Source organism: Streptomyces sp. NPDC048254 (genome assembly GCF_043201895.1).
Lineage (GTDB): Bacteria > Actinomycetota > Actinomycetes > Streptomycetales > Streptomycetaceae > Streptomyces.
This window is the reverse complement of record NZ_JBICZJ010000016.1, coordinates 97606-123933: the sequence shown is the minus strand read 5'-3', so window position 1 is coordinate 123933 and position 26328 is coordinate 97606. Positions and strand designations below refer to the sequence as shown.

Genomic DNA, 26328 nt, shown 5'->3' with positions numbered 1-26328 from the left:
TCGCCGCTCCGCTGCGGCCTGGACTGCCGCCTCCCGCACGACCCCCGCCGGTCTTCGCCACCACCCGCCACGTCGGCCGACCGAGCGGCCCTTCACGTCACCTGCTTGACCGGTTACGCATGTCGGTGTCATGATCTCACCGGTTCAACCGGTGACGCACGCATGGCGAAACCTCCCACCCGCGAACAGAAGAAGCGAACATGGATCTGAAACTCGAAGTTGTGGTGCTGCCCGTCTCCGACGTCGACCGGGCCAAGGCCTTCTACGAGCAGGCGGGCTTCCGTCTCGACGTCGACTACGTCGCCGACGACACCTACCGCGTGGTGCATCTGACGCCTCCCGGATCACAGTGCTCGATCCTCTTCGGCACCGGCGTCACCACCGCCGCACCCGGGTCCGTGCAGGGCCTGCACCTCGCCGTCTCGGACATCGAGGCTGCACACGCCGAACTCGTCGGCCGGGGCATCGAGATGAGCGAGGTATTCCACGATGCCGGCGGCGTGTTCCACCGCGGCACGGAAGAAGGACGCGTCAGCGGCCCGCACCCGGAGCGCGCCAGCTACAGCTCGTTCGCCGCGTTCAGCGACCCGGACGGCAACGGCTGGGTGCTGCAGGAGATCACCACCCGGCTCCCCGGCCGGTGACGGCGCGTCCGTCGATTCGGACGCGGCTGAGGAGAAACGGGCTCCGGCCGACGCCCTCGCGCGGAGGCCGGAGCCCTACTTGAACGACAGGAGCAATGATGAACGAGTCCGTCCGCACCTACGACGTGGTCGTCATAGGCGCGGGTCCGGTCGGCGAGAACGTGGCCGACCGGGCCCGTGCCGCCGGGCTCAGCACGGTGATCGTCGAAAGCGAACTGCTCGGCGGCGAATGCTCGTTCTGGGCCTGCGAACCCAGCAAGGCGCTGCTGCGGCCAGTGGTGGCCCGCGCCGACGCCCGCCGCGTCCCGGGCCTTGCCGCCGCCGTGCAGGGCCCGCTGGACGTGGACGCCGTCCTCGCGCACCGCGACCGGATGGCCGCCTACTGGAAGGACGAGGACCAGGTCGACTGGCTCGACTCCGTCTCGGTCGACCTCGTACGCGGTCACGGCCGGCTCACCGGCCCACGGCAGGTGTCGGTGCGGACCCCGGACGGGAGCACCGTCCGGCTGAGCGCACGGCATGCCGTAGCGGTGTGCACGGGCACCACCACGGCCCTGCCGGGCATACCCGGCCTCGACACCGTACGGCCGTGGACCAACCGCGAGGCCACCGGCGCCGACCGGGTCCCGGGCCGTCTCGCCGTGGTGGGCGCGGGCGTGGTCGCGGTCGAACTGGCCACCGCCTGGCAGGCACTGGGCTCCCGGGTGACCCTGCTGGTCCGCGGTGCCGGCCTGCTGACGAGGATGGAACCCTTCGCCGGTGAACTCGTCGCCGGCGGGCTTCGCGACGCGGGCGTCGACATCCGGCTGGGCACCGAGGTCGCCGCCGTGAGACGTGCGGGCGGCGCCGACGACGAGGTACGGATCACCCTGGCCGACGGCGAGGAACTGGCCGCCGACGAGATCCTGTTCGCCACCGGCCGTGCGCCGCGCACCGCCGATGTCGGCCTGGAGAGCGTCGGCCTCACCCCGGGCGACTGGCTCACGGTGGACGACACATGCCGGGTGACCGCCGTGTCGGACGGCTGGCTCTACGCCGTCGGCGACGTCAACCAGCGGGCCCTGATGACCCACCAGGGCAAGTACCAGGCCCGGATCGCCGGCGCGGCCATCGCCGCCCGCGCCCTGGGAACCCCGCTCGACGACGCCCGCTGGGGCGCCCATGCCGCGACGGCCGACCACACCGCCGTGCCGCAGGTCGTCTTCACCACCCCCGAAGTGGCGTCCGTCGGCCTCACCACCCACGAAGCACGGCGCACCGGACGCCGGGTCGAGGTGGTCGACTACGAGATCGGCCGACTGGCGGGCGCGCAGCAGTACGCCAAGGACTACCAAGGCCGGGCCCGGATGCTGGTCGACACCGACCGCGGCACCGTGGCCGGCGTCACCTTCGCCGGACCGGGAGTCGGCGAACTCCTCCACTCGGCCACGATCGCCGTCACCGGCGAGGTGCCCCTGGAACGGCTCTGGCACGCGGTCCCCGCATTCCCCACCATCAGCGAGGTCTGGCTCAGACTCCTGGAGACCTACCGGGACAGCGCGGCCGGCTGACACCTCACACGTGGGTGTGGCCTCGGGAACATGGGGCGGCTGCCCAAAAGGCGCACTGAAGGGCAGCCGACCCCATCCCGCCGCCGGGGGTGTGGCAGCGGGGGCTTGTCACTATCAACACGGATCCACCGGTAGAAGCGGTTCATGGTCATTCCGGAGCTTCTGCCCGCCGGGCACCGGGAAGCGCCGCATACCGCCCTGACCAGCAGACATCTCACACACGACGTTTAGGCTCGGGTGGCCAGAAATCATCGACCGAGCCTTCGGAGGCAGCACACGTGATCGCAGTGACCGGCGCGACCGGCAACGTCGGCCGAGCCCTCGTCGACCGTCTCCTCGCCGCCGGCGTGCCGGTACGGGCCCTGACCCGCGACCCCGAGCGGGCCGCCCTCCCGGAGGGCGCCGAGGTGGTGCGGTTCGGGCCGGAGGAGTCTCCGGCCCGGTTCGCGGGGGCGACGAGCCTCTTCCTCTACGCCCAGGCGACTTCCGTGGCCCTGCTGGAGGCGGCCCGCGCCCAGGGGGTCCGTCATGTCGTCCTGCTTTCCAGCGGCATCATCCACCGTGGCGTCGACGACACCCATCCCATCCACGTCCTGCACGCCACCGCCGAACGGCGGATCCGCGACAGCGGTCTCGCCTGGACGTTCCTGCGGCCCAACGCGTTCGCCACGAACGCTCTCCAGTGGGCGCCGCAGATCCGTACCGGGAACACCGTCCGGGGAGTCTTCGTGGACGCCCGCTTCGCGCCCATCCACGAGGACGACATCGCGGCGGTCGCCGAGCGGGCGCTGCTCGACGAGGGCCACGAGGCCGCGGTGCACCATCTGACGGGCCCCGAGGCGTACAGCAACGCCGAGCAGGTCGCGGCGATCGGTGCAGCCGTCGGCCGGGAGCTGACGTTCGTCGAGGTCGACCCGGCCGAGGCGGGGGCGGAACTCTTCGCGCACGTTCCGCCCCCGATGCTCGAACGGATGCTGGGCTCGTTCGCGCGGACCGTCGGCGTGCCGCCGGAGATCACCGCCACGGTCGAGGACGTCACCGGCGCCCCGGGCCGCACCTTCACCCGGTGGGCCCGGGACCACGCGGCGGACTTCACGGCGTAGCCCCGGAGGCTCAGCGCAGGACGACCGCGGTGACCCGGTCGGTGTCCGCGCGCTCGACGCAGCCACGCGGACGCATCACGTCGTGCGGGGGCAGGGCGGGCCGGAGCACACCGACGTAGACGCCTCCGCGCACCCGGGTGAGACCGGCGTCGTCGTTGTGGGCGGCGGTCGACCGGCGGCGGGTCGCCCACAGGTCGTCGGCGGCCAGCCGCAGGTCGCCGTCACGTGTCTGCGCGGTGAACACCGTCGTGGTGGCCTCGGCGGCGGATGCGGCTCCGGCCGGGTCCGGGTCGCGTCCGCCAGGGCGGACCACAGCAGCGGAACGAGCAGCAGACCTGCCGCGCCCACCGCCGCCCGGCCCGGCCGGCGTCCGCCAGGTGGCGTCATTGTCTGCGGCCCGGTCGGGATGCCGGGCACCCGCGCTGCGGGCACCGGGACGAATCCCGGCAGGACGGGCAGTCCCGCCACGGCGGCGCGAGCCAGATGGGCGGCCTTTCCACCGGTGACGGACGGTTCGTGGGCCAGGGGGATGTCCAGCGGCACCACGGCCCGGTCCGCGGCCTCGAATTGCCTGACTCATTTCTCCTGTGAGTGGGTCAAATCGCGTTGCGCGCCTCGCGCCGCGGTCCTCGCCGGCCCGCCCGAGGCCACAATCGCCGACGTGACGGGCCGGCGTCGGCGTCGGTGGGTGCAGACCTTCACGACGACGAGGACGAGTGCGGCGACGGCGGCGACCGCCAGGGCACCGGTCGGGCCGGGCGGGCGCAGGTAGTCGGCGGCGGCCGCTCCGGCGAAATAGCCGAGGGTCACCGTCGCGGCGCCCCAGACCAGTGACGCCAGGGCGCTGTAGCCCAGGAAGCGGCGGTAGGGCATGCCGGAGGAGCCGGCGGCATAGGGCACGAAGGTCCGGGCGAAACCGATGAACTTGCTGGTGAGGACCGTGGCCGCGCCGTGGTGGGCGAGGAAGGCGCGGGCGCGTGCGGTGCGTCGGGCCGCCAGGGGCCGTGGCCGGGCGGGGCGGCGCGCGCACCGGCGGCCCAGTGCGTAGCCGAGGCTGTCACCGGTGACGGCTCCGGCCACCACGACGGCCGCGAGGAGGAAGACGTTCAGTCCGCCCCGGCCGGCGACCGCGGCGCCGAGGAGGACGGCCGTCTCGCCGGGCACCAGCAGCCCGACGAAGGCACTGGTCTCACTGGCAGTCAGCACGAACACCACGACGTACGACCACCAGCCGGCGGCCTCGATCACACCGTTGAGGTGCACGGCCGTCAGCCCGCCCGCCCCAACCGTGCGGTACCGGGGGCTCGGACGCGGGCACGCGGCCGCGGCGCGACGGCCTGCCCCTCCGGCTCCCACGCGTCCGCGGTGCGCGGCCGTACCGGGTCCTTGTCTGTGAGGAGCCCCACGGCGAACCAGGTCAGGAGCGGTACGACCGCGGCCAGTACCCCGGCGGAGGCGGGGTGAGGGGATGACAGCACGGCTGTCGTCACTCCGCCCAGCGCGGCGACCATGACGGCGATGCGGGTGCGGACCGACGAGACGGCGGTGATCGCGGCCAGGGCCGTCATCAGATACCAGCCCGTGAGCGCACCGGGCATCGCCAGGTATTCACGAAAAAGCGAACTCTCGTGCGCCGGCAGGTGTTCCAGCGGTACCGACCAGGTGTACAGCAGCCCGGCAGCGCTGGACAGCAGCAGCGCGAGGGCGGCGCGGGCGTAGACCGCCGGCCGCTGCTGTGCCAGCCAGAGCAGGACCAGTGCCGTCAGGGGCCAGGGTGTCAGGATGTAGACGGATGACATCACGTGCGGGGTGTCGGTCCAGGCGAGGTCGGGGTAGGGGTCGGCGCCGGTAGAGGCGCCGACCAGCGCCGCGTGGAGCATCGCGAGCGCCGCCGCGCCCGTGGCCGTGTGCCGCAAGGCGGTGCGGACGATCGTCTGCCGCGTGCGCCTGTCGGACGCCGGGACGGCGGCGTGCGGCATCTGCGTGGCGTGGGCCACGACGGTCACCTCACTTAGTTGATGAATCAAATACATGATCTATGATCGATGCGCCAACGGGGGCGGATGCATGGCCATCGCCGGGCTACGGCGCACGTCACCGCCGCTCGCAACCCATCAATTGACACATCAAGCATGTCTCAAGATACTTGTTGCGTCAATCAATAACTTCGAGACCAGGCGCCCTGTGGAATCAGCGGTGGAGGAGACCATGACCTTCGAAATTGGCCTCAACTCGTTCGGCGAGGTCGCCACGGACGACGGCCGCACGCTCGGGGACGCCGAGACCGTCCGGCTGCTCGTCGAGGAGGCCGTCCTCGCCGAGTCCAGCGGCCTGGACGTCTTCAGCATCGGCGAGCACTACCGGCCCGGCCATGTCGACAGTGCCGCTCCCGTGCTGCTCTCGGCCATCGCCACCGCCACCCGCCGCATTCGCCTCGGAACGTCGGTGACCGTCCTGAGCACCAACGACCCCGTGCGGCTCTACCACGACTTCTCCACCCTGGACGCCGTGTCGAACGGCCGGGCCCAGCTCGTCCTCGGCCGGGCCTCGGCCACCGAGTCCTTCCCGCTGTTCGGCTACGACCTCGCCGACTACGAGGAACTGTTCGAGGAGAAGCTCGAACTCTTCATGCGCCTCCAGCGGGAGGAGTCGGTGACGTGGTCCGGGGCGTTCCGGGCACCGCTCACCGAACAGCAACCGCGTCCCCGGATGCGCGACGGGGGGATCCCCACCTGGATCGGCGTGGGCGGCAGCCCGCACTCCGTGATCCGTGCCGCCGGCTACGGACTGCCCATGATGATGGCCATCATCGGCGGTCGCCCGCAGCGCTTCGCCGGTCTCGTCACCCTCTACCGTGAGGCCCTGCAACAGGCCGGGCACGAGCCGCAGCCGATCGGCCAGCACTCTCTGGGCCTGGTCGCCGACACCGACGAGGAGGCGGCTGAGACCTGGTGGGAGTACTGGCAGCCGGTCGTGGCCCGGGCCGCCGAGGAGCGCGGCTTCTACAAGCCGACCCGAGAACGCTACAAGGCGGAGCTCGACCACGGCGCGCTGTTCGTCGGTTCGCCGGAGACCGTCGCCCAGAAGATCGCGCGGACCGCCCGCGACCTGCACCTGAGCCGCTTCGACCTCAAGTACGACATCATGCACCTGCCTCGCCGGGCCCGGGCCCGCACGATCGAGCTGCTGGGCCGCGAAGTCGCCCCGCGGGTCAGGGAACTGCTCGCCAAGGAGACCACCCATGCATGACATCGTTTTCGGCCTGGACACCTTCGGCGACGTGCCCCAGGACGACTCGGGCGCCCCGGTCTCCCACGCGAGGGCGATACGGCAGGTCGTCGCCGAGGCCGTCCTCGCGGACGAGACCGGCGTCGACGTCATCGCGCTGGGCGAGCACCACCGTTCCGAGTACTCGGTGTCGTCCCCGGAGACCGTTCTCGCCGGCATCGCCACACGCACCGACCGCATCCGCCTGTCCTCCGGTGTGACCGTACTCAGCTCCGACGACCCCGTGCGGGTGTTCCAGCGCTTCGCGACGGTCGACGCGCTCTCCGGCGGGCGGGCCGAGGTCATCCTCGGACGTGGCTCGTTCACCGAGTCCTTCCCGCTGTTCGGGTACGAGCTGAGCGACTACGACACCTTGTTCGAGGAGAAGATCGAGCTGTTCGCGAGGCTGCTGGAGGAGAAGCCCGTCACCTGGTCGGGCACCCTGCGCGCGCCTCTGGAGAACACCGAGGTCTTCCCGACCACCGAATCGGGGCGGCTGACCACCTGGGTGGGAGTCGGCGGCTCACCGCAGTCGGTCATCCGCACCGCCCGCTACGGCCTCCCGCTCATGCTCGCCGTCATCGGCGGCTCCTACGAACGCTTCCTGCCGTACACGGACCTCTACCGGCGCGCGGCGGAGAAGTTCGGCACCACCGCGCATCCGGTGGGCATGCACTCCCCCGGGTTCGTCGCCGACACCGACGAAGAGGCCCGGGAGGTGTTCTGGCCCGGCTACCGGCTCATGCGTGACCGCATCGGTGCACAGCGTGGCTGGGCACCGGTACGCCGGGAGGAATTCGAGGCCGAGATCGAGCACGGCTCCCTGTACATCGGCTCGCCCGAGACGGTGGCACGCAGAATCGCCGGCGCGGTGAAGGGACTCGGTGTCGGCAGGTTCGACCTTCTGTACACCGCCGGCCCGCAGCCGGTCGGCGCCCGCCTGCGCGCGGTCGAGCTCTACGGCACGAAGGTGATCCCCATGGTCCGGGACATCCTGGCCGGCTGACGACGTGAAGGGAAACGTAATGGAAGCACACGGCATCCGCACCATAGGCATCCTGGGTGCCGGGAAAGTGGGCACCGTACTGGCGCGGCTGGCCCTGTCGGCAGGCCTTCGCGTGCTGATCGCCGGGTCGGGGGCGCCAGAGAACATCTCCCTCACCGTCGAGGTCCTCGCACCCGGCGCGGTCCCGGTCGCCGCCGCCGAGGCGGCGTCCTTGGCCGACCTGGTGATCCTGGCGCTTCCCCTGGGCAAGTACCGCGGGATCCCGGTCGAGGAACTGCACGGCGAACTGGTCGTCGACGCCATGAACTACTGGTGGGAGGTCGACGGGGTACGCGACGACCTCACCGATCCGCACACCTCCAGCAGCGAGATCGTCCAGGCGTTCCTCCCGAGGTCCCGGGTGGTCAAGGCCTTCAACCACATGGGCTACCACGACCTCGAGGACGAGGCCCGGCCCGCCGGTGCCCCCGACCGCAAGGCGATAGCCATCGCCGGGGACGACCCGTTCGACCGGGCCGCGGTCGCTCACCTGGTGAACACCCTCGGCTTCGATCCGGTCATCGTCGGCCGGCTTGCCGAAGGCGTGACCCTCGAACCGGGCACCGAGCCCTTCGGAGCGAACGTCGGCGCCCGCGAACTACGGTCCATGGTCGGCCGCTTCCCCGCTTCCCAACGCGGCCGAGCAGTCGGGCGGGCCCGCGCCGCAGCGGTGACCCCGCCGGCGGACGCGGCCTAGGGAAGGCCAGGGGGACCGTTCCGCCCACGGGTTCTCCAGGGCCCGCGGCCCCGTGGCGCGGGGCCCCGTGGCGCGGGGCCGCGGGGCGCGGGGCCGCGCCACGGGCGTCTATTCGGGGCTGGTCAGCTGTCCGTCGATCAGACGCCACAGCCCGTCCGCCCCGACCACGAAGTCGTCGGGGACCTCGGACACAGTCATGCCGGACCCGGAGGCCAGCGGCCCTCTTGCAGGACCGCGGAAAACATAACGGGGAGGCGCGCACATCGCCCGCCGCCCGGAAGGCTTCGATGGCCATCCGCGCCGCCAACTGGTGCCCGCCGTGCTGATCGAACGGCCGGGGATCCATGGTGATGTGGGCAGCCGCTCCTGGTCCGGGGGCCGTCCCGTCCGCGCGCCGGTCCTACCGGCCGGTGCCCGCGGTGACAGCCATGTCGGCCGTGCCGGGCGTGTCGGCCCAGTCGGGCGCGCCCGGTGTATCGACCGCGTCGGACGTCTCGGCCGTATCTTCGGCCTTGCCGACCGAGGTTCGGCCGCCGCTGACGGCGGACCAGACGAGAGCGATGCCCGCGAGCAGCACGAAGCCCAGTCCTGTGGCCACCACGCCCGCCCACCCGTGCGCGGTGAACATCGCGCCGGCGACGGCGGATCCGACGGCGCCGCCCGCGAACACCGCGAAGATGTAGACGGTGTTCAGACTGGCCTTGTTCGCGGACCGGGCGGCGAAGATGCGTGCCTGGTTGGCGATCTGGCCGCTGGTGGTTCCGTAGCCGAGCAGGTTGCAGCCGACGGCGAGGGCGACCAACGACTGGCCGGCGAACCCGAACAGGACGAAGGCGAGCAGCACCGATCCCAGGGACAGGGCGTTGACCTTCGGCGTACCCCAGCGGTCGGCAAGCCGCCCCGAGTAGCGGGCGGCCAGCGCTCCGGGCACGCTGAACAGGCCGAAGAGGCCGATCACCGAGGGCCCCAGCGAGATCGGGGCAGCCGTGAGGTGGAAGGCGAGCGAGGACCAGAAGGCGGAGAAGGCGGCGAAGACCGTCGCTCCCAGCGCGGCCGAGAGCCGCAGCGGCGCGTGCTCGGTGATGAGCTTGGGGAGCGAGGCCAGCAGACGGAAGTAGCTTCGCTGTGCCGCGGCCGGTGCGGGAGCGTCGGCGGGCATGAACCGCGGCAGCACCAGGAGCAGCCCACCGGTGACCACGGCGGCGACGGCGTATCCGGCCCGCCAGGTTCCGGCGGCCTCGGTGATCAGGCCGGCGGCGGTGCGCGAGAGGAGGGCTCCCATGGTCAGGCCGGTTCCCACCGCTCCGAGGACCCGGCCGGCGTTGCCGGGGGCCGCCATGGAGACGACGGTCGGCATGATGACCTGCGGAAGCACGGTGGTGGCGGAGAGGATGAGGGTGGCGATGCTCAGCAGCGCCACGGAGGGGGCGGCGGCTCCCGCGAGCAGCGCCACGGCGGTGATCACCAGCAGCACACCGGCCAGCCGCCGAAGCCGGGCGCCGTCGGCGAGCGGCACGATGGCGACGATGCCCAGCGCGTAGCCGATCTGGCCCGTCGTGGCGACCAGTCCGGCGGTCGACGCCGAGGTGTGGAAGCCCCGGGCGATCTCGTCGAGGAGCGGCTGGGTGAAGTAGATGTTGGACACGGTGATCGCAGTAGCCGTGGCGAAGACGGGGATGGTCCCCCGTTTCACGCCCGGGCGGGTGGTGGCTTCGCGGGTCATGGATTCCTCGTGTGCATGGGTCACAGGCGCGGCGGGCGATGAGGCCGCCGGATGCTCGGGCACCGCGGCAGCGGTCCACGCGAAGCGCCGTCTCGCGCGGCCCCTGGCCGGATCCGGCGCGTGCCCGGCGACATCGCCGGGCACGCGGCTGGTGGGTGCGCCCGTGGCTCGGTCGGCTCGGTGGGCTGCAACTTGTCGCAGGTCTTACCGGCGGGACGGACGTCGCGTCCTCTGGCTGCCGGTTCCGCGAGGGTGCAGGCGGACTCGGCCGCGTTCGCCGCGTCCGCCTGCGGGTGTCATGCGCGGGCTCCCTCGAATGCGGTGGTGAGTTCGGTGGTGGTGGTGATGGTGTGGGCGTAGGTGGGGCCGTTGAGGTCGTGGGCCGCGTGCATCATCTCGGGGAGGAAGGCGGCGGTGGCGTCGCGGACCAGGGTGACGTGGTAGCCCAGTTCCATGGCGTAACGCCCGGTGGACTCGATGCACGTGTTGGCGAGCAGACCGACCGGCACGACATGGCTGATGCCATGCTGCTTGAGCTGGAAGTCCAGGTCGGTGTTGGCGAAACCGCTCTGCGCCCAGTGCTCCTGAACGACGATCTCACCCGGCTGCGGCTGGAAGTCGGGGTGGAACTCGCCGCCCCAGGTACCACGGGCGAAGCTGTGACGCTCCATGATGCTCAGCTGCGTGGGGTTGGCGTGGTCCCAGCCCTCGTAGTCCCCCTCCTCCCAGCGGCGGTGCGGGACGAAGACCACACGGACACCCGCCTCACGGGCCGAGCCCACGACGGCACGCAGATGCTCCAGGAGACCGACCTCCTCGGCCACCGGAGCCAGCCGCGGCCAGATCTTCCCGCCCTCCGACAGGAAGTCGTTGAACGGATCGACCAGCAGAACAGCCGTACGACGAGGGTCAAAGATGGGGGGCATGGGTTCCACTCCGAATCTGAATGTCCAATCTGGATGACTACCGCCATCCACATCGAAGATTACGCCCATCATCCTGAGAGTCAAACCCAAGTGGCTTTCCTCCCATTTCAGACAAGGGTGTATGATGAAAGTCATCCAGTTGCGCGGTGCTCCCACGGCGCCGCCCCGCGGAAGGCAGGCACGGACATGGGCCACTCGCAGGTGGAGAAGGCGGCGACCCGCGCACGCGTCCTGCAGCTCGCATCACGCAAGGTCCGCACCGAAGGCGTCACGCGTCTCGGCATCGCGGAGCTCATGAACGAGGCCGGGCTCACCCACGGCGGCTTCTACAAGCACTTCGCCTCACGCGACGACCTGATCGCACAGGCCGCGGCCGTCGCACTCGCCGAAGGCACCGCCAAGATGGAGCGCGCCGCGAACAAGAACGAGCAGGATGCGCGCGCGGGTCTCATCGACGCCTACCTCACCAAACGGCACCGGGACGCACCGGCCACCGGATGCGCGCTCGTCTCCCTCGGCGCCTCCGCGGGACGCGACGACTCCCAGTTCAAGGACGCTTACGAGCTCCAGGTACGCACCTACCTGGAGCTCATCGAAGGCCTCGACGACTCCGAGGACGCCCGCGCCGAAGCCATGCTCACCCTCAGCGCACTCGTCGGCGCCATGCTCATGTCCCGCGCCGTCGCCGACCAGGACTTCTCCGAGGAACTCCTGGAGACCGTCGCCGAACGCCTGAAGCAGCGCGGGGCGCAGGCGTCGCCGGTCCTCGCCTGACGACAAGGCCTCGGCGCCCCCAGGCTCGGCCGGAGACGGCAACCAGGACCCGGGGCCTACGGCCTCTCCCCGGCCCGCCGTGACAGCGGAACGGCCTGCGACCCCCTGGCAGGCACCGTCGCGGCACACCGGGCAACGCGCGACGGCACCTCGACGTCCGGCGACGGTCGGCACGTCGGCCGGGGAATGCCTTCCCTGGCCGTGTCCTCGGGGCTCACGTGATCCCCCGGTTGCCGGCGGAGTCGCCGCCCGGCTCGTCCGACCCGCTTCCCCGGCGGCGCGGCCGCGCCCGGCCGTCCCCGCGCCGCGCGAACCGCACGTGCCGCGGCACGGGAGCCGTGTCAGAGGAGTGCCGCGACGGCGATCCGGCACAGGACGTCCTCGGCGCGGCCCCACGTCCAGCCGCTCTCCACCACCAGGGTGCGCCAGCCCGGAGGGCCGAACCAGTACCACAGCAGATCGGCCGTCTCCTCGACCGGACACGAGGGCTCCGGATCCAGCGTGTGCAGATGGCCGGCGACGGCCTGCAGCGCGTCCCGGTAGGCGGCGGTCGCCCGCTCCCACAGGGCCTCTCCGTCCTCGTGGACAGGAAGTGCCTTGTGGATCGCCTCGTGCACGGCGAACTGGCTTTCATTACCCAGACGCGTTCCGTGGGCCAGCGCCGCGAGGACCTCCCGCGGCGTTCGCAGGGCGAGTACGCCCTGCGTCGCCTGCTCGTAGCCCGAGGCGGCCACGCCCTGGTCGATGATCTCGTTCAGGATGTCGCTCTTGCTGCCGACGCTCGAGAACACGGTCTTCGAGGCGACCCCGGCGGCCGAGGCGATGTCGGCCACCGTCACTCGTCCGTAGCCCCGTTCCGCGAACTGTTCCGTGGCATGACGAAGGATCAGCTCCCGTGTGCGGATCGCGCCCCGCTCACGCAACGGGGACACATAGGGACGTTTCGACGACATAGATCGATGCTATCAGCATGAATTCATTAGGTATCCTGTTACTCGAATGGCGCTGTGCCCGGTCTCGTGCCGATGTCGGCACCGACCGCAACCGGACGGACCCCCGGTTCCCGAACGTTCACAGCGCCGAGCGGCACTGCCCAGAAAGGCATCACCACCATGGCAATGGACGCATCGGAACCGGGCCGCGGCCTCTTCCGCATCCTTGAGACAGGGGATCCCACACTGGCCGTCGAGGTGGTCCACCGGGACTTCCGCAACCGCGAGGCCGCCGCCTCGCCGACGGCCTGCTCAACTCCCGGGCCCGCCGGGGTCCTCGCCTCCAGCGCCTGGATGCGCTCCGCGTTCAGCGACCTGCGTTTCGCCGTCCTCGGAGTCATACACGACAGCGACCAGGTCTGGGTGCGGCTTCGCATGCAGGGCCGGCACACCGGGGCCTTCGTCCGCTTCAAGGACGGCGCGCTCGACCAGGCCGTGCCCCCCACCGGGCGCGAGATCGACTTCGAGCAGATACATGTGCTCGGCCTCCGTGACGGCAAGGTCGTCACACACGAGGCGGTGCGTGACGACGTCACCATGCTCGGCCAGCTCGGTGTGTTCCCCCCGACCCCCTCCGGCATGCTCAGCATGATCTCCTGGCGGCTGACCGGACGAGCCAGTCGCGCCGCCACCCACGTGAGCGCGCAGGCGGCGGCAGCGGCCGCGCAGGTGTAGGCAGAACCGGGGCGCATCCGCCTGCGCCCCGGACGTACAGGACCACTGATTCCCGCAGGAAAACCGAGGCACATGCACATCAACAAGAACGACGCGCCGGCCACCGTCGAGACCCCGGGATACACGGGCAAGTGGGCGGAACTGGGCGACATGCACTACGCCTTCGAGACCTGCGCGAACGGCTACAGCATGGACGACCTGCTCACCGCGTTCCCCGACCGCGCCTGCCCCGTCGAGCACTGGGGCTACCTCTTCCGCGGTGAAGTCCGGGTCGAGTACGCGGACGGCAGCGAAGAGTTCCTGAAGGCCGGGGACGCCTTCTACATCAAGCCCGGCCACCGGCCCTACATGACCGCCGAGACCGAACTGCTCCAGCTCACCCGGGTCGCCGACCACCAGCACCTCGTGAAGACGTTCACCGAGGCCGGCCTGCTCGGCGGCGAAGGACCCGCCCAGGCGTGACGCGGTGCTCCGACCCCACAGGCTCGCAGGGTCGAGGGTCGTGCCGGTTGGGACGCGAGGATCGCCCGCTTGTGACGTACCGATTCGGTGCGTCACAAGCTGGGCGAAGTCGCTCCGGCGTCGGCCGACAGCACCGTCCACGGGCCTCGGTACCGGGCACTGCCCGGTCCCCACAACGCCTCCATCCGCCCGGCGGCACAGGAACACCGCGAGACCCGAAGGCTGCGCCGGCATGGACGACCGCTGTTCCCGGGGGACGGCCTCGGGTCTCCCCCGCGCCGGCCGCGAGCCGGCGGGGTGTCAATGCCCCATTCCCACACCGCCGTCGACGGGGATGACCGCACCGGTGATGTAGCCGGCGGTCTCGGAGGCGACGAACGCGACGGCGGCGGCGATCTCCTCCGGCCGGGCCAGGCGGCCCAGCGGAATGTGCTGCACCACAGCCGCTCGCTGCGCGTCGGTGAACTCCGCGCTCATCGCCGTCTCGGTCAGACCGGGCGCGACCACGTTGAAAGTGATGTTGCGGGAGCCCAGTTCGCGGGCCAGGGAACGGGCAAAGCCGACCAACGCGGCCTTGGACGCCGCGTAGTTCGCCTGACCGGCCTGACCCGCCAGACCTGCGGCGGACGAGATCAGCACCACGCGGCCCCTGCGCGCCCTCAGCATGCCGCGGTTGGCGCGCTTGACCACCCGGAAGGCACCGGTGAGGTTGGTGTCGATGACGCTCGTGAAGTCCTCCTCGGTCATCCGCATGAGCAGCTGGTCCTTGGTGATCCCGGCGTTGGCCACCAGTACCTCCACGTTTCCATGGGCGGCCTCCACCTCCCTGAAGGCCTGCTCGACCTGCTCGGGCTCGGTGATGTCGCACCGTACGGCCAGCACACCGAGGTCGAGCAGGTCGCCGGCGGCTCACCGGAGCGGAAGGTGACGGCCACTTTGTCGCCCGCCTCGGCGAACGCCCGGGCGACCGCGAGGCCGATCCCGCGGTTGCCGCCGGTGATGAGGACTGAACGGGACAGCGCGCATCCTTCGCTGCGCCGACAGAGAGGCACCACTCAATCATTGACCATGCAAATACATGCACCGGGGATGCCACGGGCATGCCGGCCGGCACACTCAGGGTTCGCGCGTAGCCTCCTCCCGCCGAATAATGGCATATCGTACTGAAAGGTGACAGATCTCCTCTCGACATCCGGTGCCGCGCTGGAGGGAGCCGTCCCGTGACGAGCAGCAGACCAGGAAGAGATCCGAACCGCGGAGGCGCATCCGTCGCCATCCACGGCGCGGACCTCGCGGAGGTCCTGTACTGCGCCGCTCGCGAGGCCAGACGCGGGCTGAACGCCGTGGCGGCCGGCGTCTACATGCCCGACGAAGGCGAGGGCGAGCTTCGGCTCGCCCTGGCAGGCGGAAGCACGCCCTCGTGCTTCACCCTCCCCGGCCGGATGGGGCTGGACACGCCATCCGCCTCGGTCCAGGCGTGGAAGACAGGGGAAGCGGCCGTACTGCTGGACCCGAATCCCACCCGGCCCGACCGGAGACACGTACTGCCCTACCCCTACACCGCCCTCTCCGTCCCGGTCACCGCCGACGACCGGCGCTTCGGTGTGCTCACCGTGCTGCGTCCGGAAACCTCCGGCGACTTCAGCCCCGCCGAGCGCACCGCGCTCGGGGACATCGGGAGCCGGCTGGCCGACGCCCTGGCAAGGCTCGCCGGGGACGGAATCAGCCTGACGCCCGGTCTTCTGCCGACGCTGATCCCGCCGGAGGCCGACATCGACGCGCAGGCCTTCATCCCGGGCTGGGGGGTGCGCGATGTCCCCGGATCGACGGGTGCGAGCATGATGTACCCGCTGCGACGGCTGGCCGAACTGCTCAACCGGGCCGCCACGACGGACGAGATCGTGGCGGCCGCCCGGTACTGCGTCATGTCCCCGCTGCACGCCCGGGCTCTGGTGCTGCTCTGCGCCAAGGAGGGCCGGCTGTGGGTCCTCGGGCACAGCGGTGACTCCTCGCGCATGGTGCGCGACCTGCACGGGACCGGGCTCGACGCCCGGACGCCGGCGGCCGAGGCTTTCGAGGGACGTCCGCTGTCCGTCCATGAGAAGCGGGCGGCGGACAACGATCCGCTCGCCGACGACGAGGCCCGCACCGAGCTCTTTCTGCCACTCGTCGGCGACGGGCAGTTCATCGACCTGCCCCTGACGGACAGCAAGCAGGTCGTCGGCGTCTGCTGCCTTTCCTTCTCCGGCCCCCGTGGTTTCCCGCCCGAGGAACGCGCCCTGCTCGGCATGATGGCGGGTCTGCTGGGTGCCGCGGTGGAACGCGTCCGGCTGAACGCCCGGCAGCGGGAGGTGGCCCGGTGTCTGCAACGCTTCCTTCTGCCGACCCGGCTCCCTGACCTGCCGCGGCTGGCGACCACGGCGCGCTACCGGCCCGCCGACGTGCGCTCCAAGGCGGGCGGCGACTGGTACGACGTACTCAGACTGCCGAACGACCGCGCCGTCATGGTCGTCGGCGACGTCGAGGGTCACTCCATGGAGAGCGCCGCCGTCATGGGGCAGGTACGCACCGCGGTGGCCTCGTACGCCACCGAGGGCCACCGTCCCACGACCGTGATCGACCGCACCGGCGGACTCCTTGCCGACCTGGGCACCGACCTGACGGTGACCTGCTGCGTCGTCGCGCTGGACACCCTGGACGGCATCGCCGAGGTCGCCCTGGCCGGTCACCCCGCTCCCCTGGTACGGCGCCCCGACGGAAGCATCGGCGTCCTTGACGCACCGGCCAACCTGCCCCTGGGTGTATGCGCGGCCGACCCTTGTCAGGGACGCGAGCACGCCATCGGCTCCGGTTCGGTTCTGATGCTCTACACGAACGGCCTCGTCGGCCTGTACTCCGCGGATCCGCAGGACTGCGCACGCGAGCTGCTCGGGTCCGGCGACGGCGGATCCGCACCCGACCTCGAACGACTGGCGGATGCGGTCGTCGCGGAGTTCTGCACTCCCCAGATGCGCCGCGACGCCGCCGCCCTGCTGCTCGCGCGGTACGAGGGGGCACAGGGCCAGAACGAACCCCGGACGGCCGGTCTGCACATTCAGCGTCGCGATCTGCGCGGGGTCAGGGCCGCGCGCGGCTTCGTGCACGATCATCTCGACTCGTGGGGACTTGAGGACCTGTCGGACCCGCTGGAGCTGATCGTTTCGGAGATCGTCACCAACGCGCTCGTGCACGCCGGCAGCGATGTGGACGTCCGTCTGCGGGCCTTCCCTGACCGCGTCCGGCTGGAGGTCCGGGACTCGGACAGCAATCCGCCGGTTCCGTCCCCCCTGGCCCTCGCCGAGGAGGAGAACGCGGAAGCGGAGCACGGGCGAGGCATGCTGATCGTGCAGACACTGGCCGAGGAGTGGGTCAGTTCCCCCAACGGCCGGGGCAAGACCGTGTCACTCACCCTGCCCATCTCCTCGTAATCAACGGCACGTTCACCAGGCGGCAATGCAGGGGCAGCGGTTCAGCCCGGCCTCATCGTAGATATTTGCATGGTCAATCTCTTCATGGTCTACTTGCCGCGCCGGAGCGGCCGGTGTGATCACGCGGAACATGTAATCGATTACACCCGGAGCCGGTCCGGCCCGGCCTGCAAAGCCAGATACGTGTGCCGGTGTGCGGGCCATGACCGGTTGCTCCAGCGGATCCTGCGAGTACCGGCCGTTCCGCACATGCCTGTGTCCACCCGGGCGCCCTTTCGTGTCCACACGCCTCCGCACCCCCTCCGCACCCCCTCCGGAGGCCGTGACGGCCTCCGCCCACGTGCATTCGTGCGCCTCAATCACCGACTAGGACAAACAATGACAGACAGGCACGTCCAGGCGATCCCTTCTGGGCATGGCCTGCTTCACCACGGCCGCCGTGGCCGGCACCGGCATCGTCCGCGGTAACGACTCCGTGGACGACAGCACACTGGCGGCCGGCGCCCTGCCCGGGGTGAGCGAACCGACGCATGCGACGTTGACCCCGTTCAGGGACCCGTTGCGCATCCCGCCCACGCTGCGACCCGGCGCCAATGGCGTCACGGAGATCGACCTGGTCGAAGCCAGGCTGCGGCTGCACTCACAGATGCCACCCACCCGTCTGTGGACCTATCGGGGACACTTCCCCGGCCCGACCATCGAGGCGCGCAGCGGACACAAGTTCCGCGTCGCCTGGAACAACAAACGGTCAGGAACCATGCACGTCAAGGCGGTCTGGGTCCACCCCGAAGACCCCGGCCCCGGTCTGCTGCCTTACAACCGGCCGGGCTCCGCAGGCTCGTTCGCACGTCCCGAGATCGTCAGTCTCACCGCCTGGACGTCGGTGCACCTGCACGGCGGCCACCAGAACGCCCTCAACGACAGGGCCGCCGAGTACGGAGTCGGCCCCGGCAACGGGCAGTTGGCGGAATACGCCAACGACCAGGCGGTGACGCACCTCTTCTACCACGATCACGCCATGTCGGTGACCGCGCTCAACGTGTCGGTCGGCCTGATAGGCAATTACATCGTCGGCGACGCGCAGGAGTCACGGCTCGGCCTGCCGCACGGCACCTACGAGATCCCGCTGACGATCCAGGACGTCAACTTCGACACCGACTCACAGGGGCGCCTCGACGGGCAGATCGTCTACAAGAGGATCATCGGCGCGCACGACGCGCCCGAACCCGGCAGGCTGCCTTCCGCGCTGTCCACCCTCGCTCCGTTCACCTTGGTCAACGGAGTGGTCTGGCCACACCTCGACGTGGCGGCCCGCGCCTACCGCTTCCGCATGGTCAACACGTCGGACACCCGCGTCTACCGGCTCGCCGTGGTCGACGAGGAGACCGGCGAGGCCGTGCCGGGCGTCATGAAGCTGATCGGCGCCGACATGGGTCTGCTTGGCACATCGCAGACCATCGAGGAGGCGGTCTCCCTCTCCCCCGCGGAACGCGCCGACATCGTGATCGACTTCGCCGCGTTCCCCGGCAAACGGCTGAGGCTCGTTCAACCCCGTCGCGGGTCAGCGTCCCGGAACTGCGCCTGCCGGACCACGCCATCCCCTTCCCCGAGGTCATGCAGTTCCGCGTCGGCAAGCAGCGCCACGCAGCTCCCGACAACGTTGTCGAAATCGTTCCGCAGACTCAAGGCCTCCGACGTGCCGTCGGACGCCACCGAGCGTTTCGTCCTGATGGCCTTCGACAAGACCGGCGCCATGCCGCGGCTCTGGGAAATGCAGGAGGTGGCGACGGACACACCGGCCGGGGACGGCATCCGAACCGTTGGACATCGCGACCGTGCGCGACGCTTTCGCCTCGGTCACGTCCCCGGGCCGGATCGAGGTCGTACGCCGATGGCCCATGGTCGTCCTGGACGCCGCCCACAACCCGGCCGGAGCCCGTGCCGCCGCCGCTGTCCCCGAGGTGTTCGGAAGCGGCCGCCGCCTGATCGGTGTCGTCGGCGCCAGTGCCGACAAGGACGTCCGAGGACTGCTGGAGGCCTTCGAACCGGTCTTCGCCGAGATCGTGATCACTCGCAACTCCAGTGCCCGGGCGATGAACACCGGCGAACTGGCCGCCGTCGCCACCGACGTCTTCGGCAAGAACCGCGTCAGCGTGGTGCCCGCACTGGCCGGAGCCCTGGGCACCGCGGTCGCACGCGCCGGCGAGGAGTTCGGTCCCACGGGCGGGGGCGTTCTGGTCACCGGCTCCGTCATCACCGTCGGCGAGGCCCGGCTGCTCCTCGGCGAGGGCTGATACGGCCGTACGCCACCGGCATCGTCACGGAACGTCTGGTACCCGCACATCAAGATCGCACCACCGGCGCGAGGAGGAACTCACCCATGTACGACCAGCAGCTGACCGACTTCACCGTCGTCGGCGAGTCTCCGCACAGGCCGGCCGGACGCTCACGGGCGGAGGAACGACGCCTGCGCAAGGTCAGGATCAGAAGGCGACGGCGCGTCAGGTGGACCGTGGCGACCGGCGCCGTTCTCCTCGGCTTCGCCAGCGCGTACACGGCGCACCGTCTCCACCTCGTCACCGCCGACGGCATCCCGACCGACCCGCGGCCCGTCGCGACCGGCGCCGGAATGGTTCTTGCGCCGGCATCGGCCGCCGCCGCGGCCCCGCAAGGCGCCACCACGACGCCGGTCCCGCTTCTCGACACCCTCGACGGCCTCGGCGCATAAGACCACCGGGCACTCTGCCCCGGCCACTCCCCCTCGACCCGGCCGAACGGATCCGAAGATGCCCCGAAGAGGCTTCGCGCCGTCCGGGCCCCGGATGACAGAGCGGTGCCGTCAGTCGCTTCCGGGTGCGGTGCATGTTCCCTCGGGCGCCTGCGCGGTGGCGGACACGTCCCCGGCCCGATCCAGCGCCACCCGCTGGTCGTACTGGATCGTGTACATCTTCTTGGCCCCGAGGACCATCGCTCCATTGGACGGGAAGCAGTCGTCCGTGACCGCGGCCGGCCGGCCACGTACGCCTGCCCCGCCGGGACGCCATGTAGGTCAGCGGCGCCTGTGGGGAGGGCTGAGACCGGCCGGGGACTCGGCGCGGTCCTGATAGTCGGACCCGTACGCGGCCAGCGGGCGGATCCGGGACGGTGCCCTGCTGATCCGCGCGGCCGCACATGCCATACGGCCCGTCCACGGGAGTCGATCGGCTGCCAATGGACACCTCTGGCGTGAACCTCTGCGCCCCTCACACTCGTGTACCGGGTGAAGACTCCCGCCGTCGCGGATATTTGGCTGGCCCCGGCGGTGGGACAGGCGGTCGTCCTCGCGCCTTCCCCGGTAGTGAGGGCGACCGCCATGCTCCCAAGCCTGCACCGCCCTCTCCCGGCAAGGCCGCCCTCGCGGAACGCCGCCGAAGCGCACCGCTACGCAAATCGTCACTCACCTAGCACACCTCCATCGCGATCGCAAATAGATCTCAATCAACTTTCCCGTCGATTAGAGCAAGTGGATTCCCTGATGGCATATCCTGTACTTGCTATCGCAATGTGTGATCATGTCTTCGGTCGGCGCGTCGCCATTTTCCATCAGTCATGGATTTTTCGTGAACTATTCGTGATGGCCCTTCGTGTTCTTCATATACCGGGCAGCTGTTGACGCCACGGCCCGGTGTCGACCAGCGCCAAGTGGGGCATGCCGGCAGAGGAGAACGATGCACGCGTCACCGGACCACGGCCTGGAACAACTTCTCGCCGACTTCGCCGAACGGTATGAGGCCGTCGTCAGAGCACGGGCGCAGCTGGAGTCACTCGCGGTGACCGCTCAGTCCAGGGACGGGGTGGTGGAGGCCACCATAGACATCAACGGCACCGTGCCCACCGTTCGCTTCGTCGACAGGAGGTTCAGGAGCATGCCTGACTCCGAGCTGGCCAAGGACGTTCTGGACGCCTTGGCAACCGCGCAGGCTGAGGCGGTCCTCCGTATCGACGTTCTCAGAGCATGGGCCGAAGCTCTGCCTCCGACCGTGGAAAGCCGTTGGATGGGAAGCGGTTCGAGCACACGGGCCGCAACCTCCCGCACAGAACAAGGCCCCGGCATGATCGGTTCGCCGCTGGGATCCGGGCCGTCGGCCCTGCAGCCGCCAGAAGCCTGCTGCGAGCGGATGGGAACCGGCTCCAGTCCCGGCATCGCTCCCCTGCCCACCGATCTCCGTGATGCCGTCATCTCGCTGGGCAACGCGATCTGCGTCGCCACAGATTGCTTTTGCCTCACACCGGCATCCGAAGACAGCAACTGGTTCGACGGAGTACCCGACAGCAGCTCTCACGGTCCATCAATCACCACCTGACGGTCCGTCAGTTTCTTCGTCAGGAACGATTCTCCGCTCGAGGGCTTTCTGCGGGTGCGGCGCTGCAGACGGACAGAAAGCCACTGTGCTGGACCCATTTCAGCGGTCAGAGCGTGCTGCTCGTCCGTCGACCTCAGCGGGAGCGGAAACGCTTAGGCCATCGAGGAGCAGGTCCACGCCCCGGTGAGTGTCCGCGTCCCGATATCTCACGCCGGGCAGTGGACGAGCCAGTTGGGACATCGAGACGACAAGCTCGTGGAGTCCGACATCAGTACGGATCTGGCCATCGCGTCGGGCCCTTTCCATCAGCCTCTCCCCCGCGGTCTCCAGTCGGCCGCACAACACCGCCAGCTCGGCGGAGATCTGCTCGGTCGTGTCGACCAACAGTCCGCACACCACGCCCACCCGCTCATCGATGGCGTCGTGCATGAACCTGCGCAGAGCGGCCAGGGCATCCGTGTTCTCCGCCGCTTCTCGCTCCGCGTGCTCGGCCGTTCGGGACATGATGAACAACAGAACCGCCTGAAGCAGCGATCGGCGATCGGCGAAGTGCCGGTAGAGCGTGGCATTGCCGATACCGGCGCGCTTGGCAACCTCGTCCAGCGGGGCTTCGGGACCCTCGGCCAGAAACACATCCCGGGCGACGGCCACGATCCGCGCGCGGTTTCGCACGGCATCCGCGCGCGGACGAGAGACACGGCAGGTACCAGTTCCTGTGGTTCCGGCCTCCTCAGCCGTTGCCACACTCGACCCGGCGTTAGCTCCCAGCGACGGCATGCTGTTGTCACCTCTCTGTATGCGGCAAGTTGAGTCCAGACTCTTACTTGCACAGTCAAGCAAAGTTGATCACTCTCGGGAAGCCCCACTCCGCTCGTGTGAGGCGAGTCATGGCCTCTGGACGGGGAGGGGACTTCGTTGAGCGCCTCAGTGATTACGGCGTAATCACCCGCCGGGGGGCCGGCTTGCACTCCCCCACCCCAGCGCCCTGGCCAACTCGCCCTCTCACAACCACGTGCACAGCTGCACAGGGATGTGACTGAGCGCCGTAGTCGGTTGTGGCCGCGCTTCCGTGACGGCTACGGCAGGGGACGAGCCTATGGTGGACACGGCCTTTTCGGCGGGTGACGGAAGCCCATCTCTCGGGCAGGACAACCGTTGCCGAAGCGGTGGGAGATCTTCTCGCCGACGCAGGGTTCCCTCATGCCGCGCTCGACCTCGACTGGTTGAGCAACTCGTGACCCACACCTCCTGGTGACCGGTTCAACTTCGACATGCTGCTCTGCGGAACCTACGAAGCGTCGCCGGTCACTACCTCGACGCGGGAGGGACGCGCCTGGTACTCGCCGGCGTTATCGAGGAACAGGATGAGCAGAAACAATTGGCCGATGCAGTATGTGTTGATCTCACGGTGTGCCTGCTCCAGGCCGAACGGCCAGTCATGCAGTAGCGCTTGGCCCACCGACACGACAGCAAGCCCGAGGCACTGCAATGGCATCTGAACCCGGTCCGGCGAACAGACCAGCACGGGCGCCTGCCACCAACTTCGGTCAGGGGCCAACTGCCCCACGATCGCCGCTCCTCGACCGGATCCGCCAGGGCTTCAAGGCCGTGTCCACCACAGGCTCGCCTCCCCAGCTGTAGCCGTCACGGAAGCGCGGCCACAACCGACTACGGCGCTCAGTCACAAGGTCTCAGGACAGTCTCGATCAGGGATTCACAGTTTGTGAATCCCTGCCACAAGGGGGAGGCACACCCCATGGCCAAACCACAGACGCGGTCTCCTCGTCCCACAAGTTTGCTGCTCAAGGTACCTGTACGGATCGGCAAGCTGGACGCGAGCGCACTGGTGGGGCGGCTCCGCCACCTCCACGAGGCAGCGGAAGACCCAGATGTGGAGCGCATGCCTGCGGACGACGAGATCTATACGGCACTTCTGTACGTGGAGAAGCACGCCACCGCCCTCCGTAGATGTTCAGCAGAGTCCCAGCAGGAGGCGGCCTTGTACCGAGTGCGGTTGTGGGAGTACCTCCGGGAGCGGGCCGACATCCACCAAGCTCAAGCAGTCTCCGACGCACGGGCTGCCGGTGTCGAATGGGCCCACCTGGCACCCGAGCTGGCCGTCGCCGCTCCGAGCGCTGCCTATAACAAGGCCAAGAGGCTTCGCGCTGCGGCACTCAACGAAAGCGCCCCTCGGCAGCCGCTCCTTCGCCGCACCCCCGAGGCGGTACTGGACGCCGAGTCGCGTCTCTCAAAGGAGAGAGCCGTCGAGCAGCGCGCGCTTGATGCGGCACAGCAACGACACCGACTCCTTCTGCCTACCGCGCAGCGTCTTGTTTCCCATCAGGACGGCTTGGTGCTCGATGACGACGCCGAGTACTGGCTCGGTGAGGTCGAGGCAGTACTCCCCAGTTGCGAGACACCGACTCAGGTGATGGGCCTGAGTCGCTACTTGGGGGCCACAATCAGGGCTCTGCGGAGGATCGAACAGCGCACTGCCAGGCCCGTAGCCACCACCCCTGAGGCGGTGGCCGCACTTGAGGCTGCTGCAGCAGTCCTCCCGCCAGAGCACAAGCAGTGACACCGCTGCGCCAGTCCCGCACACAGAGGCCCTCAGAACGACCGGCACGGGCTCGGTGATTACGCCGTAATCACTGCTGTCCCCTCTACGGCACTGTCACATCGTCCTGACGGCGACCAGGCTCGGCCTCCTCGGTGATTACGCCGTAATCACCGAGGAGGGATCGGGAACTGGGTGCTATGCCCCGGGGACTAGAGCGTGTCTCTCATACGAGTTGATCAACGGATCGTTGACCTCCTGAAGGCTTGCAGCGTCGTCCATGGAAGCCTGGCGGCATGGATACGTTCGCGGGCCGGTTCGACGATGGAACGCGGTGGTGGCACGCCGCCATCGAGGAAGCGCAGGAAGGGCGCTGGATCCGTGACGCCGTGGAGCGGCAGGTGATCAAGGACATCGGGGCTGCCACGAACCCTCTTCATGGTGGACGGATGGCCCCGTTCACCGAGGACTCTTGGCACATACGCATCGGGAGGATCGCGAACTGGGCCGGGGTGCTGCGGCTCGCTGCTCGGTCAGGCGGGTGGGTGCTCCAGCCAGTCGTCGGACGCCGCCCGCCGCACCCCGCAGGCATGGCCGAGCTGTTGTCTGGCATCTACGCGGTCGGTGAGCAGGGAGAGATCTGGATGAAGCAGTTCCTGAAGGGTGAGCTGCCACCAGACGACGAGATCGCGCAGGCGGAGGGTTTCCTGACAGGACCAGGGTCCATCGAGGACCTCGAGCTGTTCTTCTACGACTGAGCCGCGTCTTCGTCCCGTCAGTGACGCGTCCAGATGAGCGCGGCGAGATGGAGGGCGGCCTGGCAGACGATGGCGAGCTTGTCTGTTCGCATGGCCAGGCAGCGCCACTGTTTGAGCCGGTTGATGCATCGTTCGACCGCATTGCGCTGCTTGTATGCCTCGGCGTCGAAAGTGGGAGGGCGGCCACCGAAGCGACCTCGCCGCAGCCGGTGACGGACCTGGCCGGATGGCTGAGGGATGACTGCGCGGGGCCCGCGCCGATCGCCTCCAGGGTTCGATGGTGATCAGCCCACCACCGACCGCGGACCGGATCGGCCGGCATCAGCGGCTCGATCCGGTCCCACCTCGCATCAGTGATCATCAACCGAACGGACACATCCGATCAACTGACGAACGATCAAGGAGACACGCTCTAGGCATCGCCGGGGAAGCCCATGAGGGGGACAGCGCGGGGGAGCAGCGGTCGGCCAATGATCTCAGCGCGCTCCTTGACGACCTCGCGGTCGGCCATGCAGACCCGGAAGGCGATCTCGGTGCCCTCCACGACAGAGATGAGCAGCTCGTAGCCGCACAACAGACAGCGCTGAGCCCTCGCTTGGAGGCGCACCTGGAGTCTGCGGTACAAGCCGGAAACTGGTACGGCCGCTGCATGCTGGCCCTCATACTCGCCACGATTGCCGGCCGCGCTTCTCTGGCCGCCCTGTTCCGTGCCCATTGCCGCGACCTGGGTGACGACCAGGACGACCTCACGACATCGCTCTCCGCATTCGCGCAAGAGGACCCCGCTGCTGCGCGCTCCATCCCTGGACCATGGGCTGAAGCCTCCGACAAGGATCTGCGTCGGACAGCGATCTGGCTGCTCGGGTACGTACCCGAGCCCGCCGATCCGACGCTGCTGACACAGGCAGCCCGGGACCCGGACGAGGGGAACGAAGAGCGCCCGCTTGTCCACCACACCGTGGAAGTCGTCGAGAGCCGAACACCTACTGCCACCGGGCGCGTAGGCCGGAGACCATTCAGCACACAGCGGGGAGCAGGCGCGGGCTCGATGAACCAACAGCAGAAGCTGCGGCCAAGGTCCTGGTCGTCACGGTCGGCGGGCCGTTGCGCGGAAGCCGACACAACTCCCAGACCTCGAAAGAGGCTCGCACCAAGGCCGTCGTCGACGCCACGACGCCTGGCGCTGGCGCCAGTTACCAGGCGTCAGGCGCCTCTGACGGGAGGGGAACACAGCGCCACAGGTGATTACGGCGTAATCACCTGTGGCGCAGCCGCCGCTTCCTTGCGGGTGATTACGGTGTAATCACCCGGGCGCTGAGACTGCGAAGCCCAACTTGGTGTAACT

Annotated in this window: 25 protein-coding genes and 3 pseudogenes; 15 read left to right on the top strand and 13 right to left on the bottom strand. The window is 69.4% G+C overall.

Annotated elements, in window-relative coordinates; all coding sequences use genetic code 11:
• Window positions 1–200: 200 nt before the first annotated feature.
• The 3 genes from ACGFZQ_RS36415 (at window position 201) to ACGFZQ_RS36405 (ending at window position 3297) form a co-directional block, all read left to right on the top strand.
• The gene (locus tag ACGFZQ_RS36415; protein WP_097228059.1) at window positions 201–644 is read left to right on the top strand and encodes a VOC family protein; all 444 of its coding nucleotides are present in this window, start codon (window positions 201–203) and stop codon (window positions 642–644) included.
• A gap of 98 nt (window positions 645–742) precedes the next feature.
• Window positions 743–2194 carry a dihydrolipoyl dehydrogenase family protein gene (locus tag ACGFZQ_RS36410; RefSeq protein ID WP_393843951.1) on the top strand — a complete coding sequence of 484 codons (1452 nt, stop codon included), beginning with the start codon at window positions 743–745 and terminating at the stop codon, window positions 2192–2194.
• Between the two features lie 278 nt (window positions 2195–2472).
• Window positions 2473–3297: an NAD(P)H-binding protein gene (locus tag ACGFZQ_RS36405; RefSeq protein WP_393843950.1), complete on the top strand. Its 825-nt coding sequence runs from the start codon at window positions 2473–2475 to the stop codon at window positions 3295–3297.
• A 10-nt stretch (window positions 3298–3307) separates the two neighbouring features.
• On the opposite strand, the gene ACGFZQ_RS36400 is transcribed toward ACGFZQ_RS36405, so the two are convergent.
• The 3 genes from ACGFZQ_RS36400 to ACGFZQ_RS36390 all read right to left on the bottom strand — a co-directional run bounded on the left by ACGFZQ_RS36400 (window position 3308) and on the right by ACGFZQ_RS36390 (window position 5294).
• Complete coding sequence (locus ACGFZQ_RS36400) at window positions 3308–3610, bottom strand: hypothetical protein (protein WP_393843949.1); 303 nt, start codon at window positions 3608–3610, stop codon at window positions 3308–3310.
• 263 nt (window positions 3611–3873) lie between these two features.
• On the bottom strand, window positions 3874–4560 hold the full coding sequence (locus ACGFZQ_RS36395) for a DedA family protein (protein WP_393843948.1): 687 nt from the start codon (window positions 4558–4560) through the stop codon (window positions 3874–3876).
• Between the two features lie 5 nt (window positions 4561–4565).
• Window positions 4566–5294 (bottom strand): hypothetical protein, encoded by a 729-nt coding sequence (locus ACGFZQ_RS36390; protein ID WP_393843947.1) that lies wholly within the window; start codon window positions 5292–5294, stop codon window positions 4566–4568.
• A 211-nt stretch (window positions 5295–5505) separates the two neighbouring features.
• Between ACGFZQ_RS36390 and ACGFZQ_RS36385 the strand changes: the two genes are divergently transcribed.
• From ACGFZQ_RS36385 to ACGFZQ_RS36375, 3 genes are read left to right on the top strand one after another with little or no spacing between them, the layout of a single operon-like run.
• Window positions 5506–6546 carry an LLM class flavin-dependent oxidoreductase gene (locus tag ACGFZQ_RS36385; protein WP_393843946.1) on the top strand — a complete coding sequence of 347 codons (1041 nt, stop codon included), beginning with the start codon at window positions 5506–5508 and terminating at the stop codon, window positions 6544–6546.
• Window positions 6539–7570, top strand: coding sequence for an LLM class flavin-dependent oxidoreductase (locus tag ACGFZQ_RS36380; RefSeq protein WP_294011654.1), 1032 nt, complete (start codon window positions 6539–6541; stop codon window positions 7568–7570). The genes ACGFZQ_RS36385 and ACGFZQ_RS36380 overlap by 8 nt, the downstream gene beginning before the upstream one ends.
• Before the next feature lie 19 nt (window positions 7571–7589).
• The gene (locus tag ACGFZQ_RS36375) at window positions 7590–8306 is read left to right on the top strand and encodes an NADPH-dependent F420 reductase (protein WP_393843945.1); all 717 of its coding nucleotides are present in this window, start codon (window positions 7590–7592) and stop codon (window positions 8304–8306) included.
• Window positions 8307–8706: 400 nt separating this feature from the next.
• Here the strand turns inward: ACGFZQ_RS36375 and ACGFZQ_RS36370 are convergent, their stop codons facing one another.
• Window positions 8707–10029, bottom strand: a complete 1323-nt coding sequence (locus tag ACGFZQ_RS36370) for an MFS transporter (RefSeq protein ID WP_393843944.1) — start codon at window positions 10027–10029, stop codon at window positions 8707–8709.
• Between the two features lie 296 nt (window positions 10030–10325).
• Window positions 10326–10955: an isochorismatase family cysteine hydrolase gene (locus ACGFZQ_RS36365; protein ID WP_393843943.1), complete on the bottom strand. Its 630-nt coding sequence runs from the start codon at window positions 10953–10955 to the stop codon at window positions 10326–10328.
• A gap of 186 nt (window positions 10956–11141) precedes the next feature.
• Here ACGFZQ_RS36365 and ACGFZQ_RS36360 point away from each other — a divergent pair, with 186 nt between their 5' ends.
• The gene (locus ACGFZQ_RS36360; RefSeq protein WP_393843942.1) at window positions 11142–11729 is read left to right on the top strand and encodes a TetR/AcrR family transcriptional regulator; all 588 of its coding nucleotides are present in this window, start codon (window positions 11142–11144) and stop codon (window positions 11727–11729) included.
• Window positions 11730–12070: 341 nt separating this feature from the next.
• Here ACGFZQ_RS36360 and ACGFZQ_RS36355 read toward each other — a convergent pair whose 3' ends face one another.
• Window positions 12071–12682 carry a TetR/AcrR family transcriptional regulator gene (locus ACGFZQ_RS36355; protein ID WP_393843941.1) on the bottom strand — a complete coding sequence of 204 codons (612 nt, stop codon included), beginning with the start codon at window positions 12680–12682 and terminating at the stop codon, window positions 12071–12073.
• A gap of 165 nt (window positions 12683–12847) precedes the next feature.
• Here ACGFZQ_RS36355 and ACGFZQ_RS36350 point away from each other — a divergent pair, with 165 nt between their 5' ends.
• Both ACGFZQ_RS36350 and ACGFZQ_RS36345 read left to right on the top strand, forming a co-directional pair.
• The gene (locus tag ACGFZQ_RS36350; RefSeq protein WP_393843940.1) at window positions 12848–13396 is read left to right on the top strand and encodes an ester cyclase; all 549 of its coding nucleotides are present in this window, start codon (window positions 12848–12850) and stop codon (window positions 13394–13396) included.
• A 72-nt stretch (window positions 13397–13468) separates the two neighbouring features.
• Window positions 13469–13858 (top strand): hypothetical protein, encoded by a 390-nt coding sequence (locus ACGFZQ_RS36345; protein ID WP_293989609.1) that lies wholly within the window; start codon window positions 13469–13471, stop codon window positions 13856–13858.
• Between the two features lie 300 nt (window positions 13859–14158).
• Here ACGFZQ_RS36345 and fabG read toward each other — a convergent pair.
• A pseudogene (gene fabG, locus ACGFZQ_RS36340) lies at window positions 14159–14877 on the bottom strand (3-oxoacyl-ACP reductase FabG).
• A gap of 201 nt (window positions 14878–15078) precedes the next feature.
• Between fabG and ACGFZQ_RS36335 the strand changes: the two are divergent.
• Complete coding sequence (locus tag ACGFZQ_RS36335) at window positions 15079–17325, top strand: SpoIIE family protein phosphatase (RefSeq protein WP_393843939.1); 2247 nt, start codon at window positions 15079–15081, stop codon at window positions 17323–17325.
• A gap of 1545 nt (window positions 17326–18870) precedes the next feature.
• On the opposite strand, the gene ACGFZQ_RS36330 is transcribed toward ACGFZQ_RS36335, so the two are convergent.
• Window positions 18871–19119 carry a hypothetical protein gene (locus ACGFZQ_RS36330; RefSeq protein ID WP_393843938.1) on the bottom strand — a complete coding sequence of 83 codons (249 nt, stop codon included), beginning with the start codon at window positions 19117–19119 and terminating at the stop codon, window positions 18871–18873.
• A 20-nt stretch (window positions 19120–19139) separates the two neighbouring features.
• Between ACGFZQ_RS36330 and ACGFZQ_RS36325 the strand changes: the two are divergent.
• A pseudogene (locus ACGFZQ_RS36325) lies at window positions 19140–19619 on the top strand (glutamate ligase domain-containing protein); the annotation flags it as partial.
• An 86-nt stretch (window positions 19620–19705) separates the two neighbouring features.
• Window positions 19706–20053, top strand: coding sequence for a hypothetical protein (locus ACGFZQ_RS36320; RefSeq protein WP_393843937.1), 348 nt, complete (start codon window positions 19706–19708; stop codon window positions 20051–20053).
• A gap of 111 nt (window positions 20054–20164) precedes the next feature.
• Here the strand turns inward: ACGFZQ_RS36320 and ACGFZQ_RS36315 are convergent, their stop codons facing one another.
• The gene (locus ACGFZQ_RS36315; protein WP_293989630.1) at window positions 20165–20293 is read right to left on the bottom strand and encodes a hypothetical protein; all 129 of its coding nucleotides are present in this window, start codon (window positions 20291–20293) and stop codon (window positions 20165–20167) included.
• A 739-nt stretch (window positions 20294–21032) separates the two neighbouring features.
• On the opposite strand from ACGFZQ_RS36315, the gene ACGFZQ_RS36310 reads away from it, so the two are divergent.
• Window positions 21033–21668 carry a YbaB/EbfC family nucleoid-associated protein gene (locus ACGFZQ_RS36310; protein ID WP_393843936.1) on the top strand — a complete coding sequence of 212 codons (636 nt, stop codon included), beginning with the start codon at window positions 21033–21035 and terminating at the stop codon, window positions 21666–21668.
• Window positions 21669–21767: 99 nt separating this feature from the next.
• Here the strand turns inward: ACGFZQ_RS36310 and ACGFZQ_RS36305 are convergent, their stop codons facing one another.
• A complete protein-coding gene (locus ACGFZQ_RS36305) occupies window positions 21768–22445 on the bottom strand; it encodes a TetR/AcrR family transcriptional regulator (RefSeq protein WP_393843935.1) in 678 nt (225 codons plus the stop codon).
• Window positions 22446–22956: 511 nt separating this feature from the next.
• On the bottom strand, window positions 22957–23235 hold the full coding sequence (locus ACGFZQ_RS36300) for a hypothetical protein (protein ID WP_393843934.1): 279 nt from the start codon (window positions 23233–23235) through the stop codon (window positions 22957–22959).
• Between the two features lie 189 nt (window positions 23236–23424).
• Between ACGFZQ_RS36300 and ACGFZQ_RS36295 the strand changes: the two genes are divergently transcribed.
• Window positions 23425–24246 (top strand): hypothetical protein, encoded by an 822-nt coding sequence (locus ACGFZQ_RS36295; RefSeq protein WP_393843933.1) that lies wholly within the window; start codon window positions 23425–23427, stop codon window positions 24244–24246.
• 275 nt (window positions 24247–24521) lie between these two features.
• Window positions 24522–24983 (top strand): hypothetical protein, encoded by a 462-nt coding sequence (locus ACGFZQ_RS36290; protein WP_393843932.1) that lies wholly within the window; start codon window positions 24522–24524, stop codon window positions 24981–24983.
• 17 nt (window positions 24984–25000) lie between these two features.
• Here ACGFZQ_RS36290 and ACGFZQ_RS36285 read toward each other — a convergent pair.
• Both ACGFZQ_RS36285 and ACGFZQ_RS36280 read right to left on the bottom strand, forming a co-directional pair.
• Window positions 25001–25243 (bottom strand): annotated as a pseudogene (locus ACGFZQ_RS36285) (IS5/IS1182 family transposase); the annotation flags it as partial.
• 152 nt (window positions 25244–25395) lie between these two features.
• The gene (locus ACGFZQ_RS36280) at window positions 25396–25590 is read right to left on the bottom strand and encodes a hypothetical protein (protein ID WP_393843931.1); all 195 of its coding nucleotides are present in this window, start codon (window positions 25588–25590) and stop codon (window positions 25396–25398) included.
• Window positions 25591–26328 lie beyond the last annotated feature (738 nt).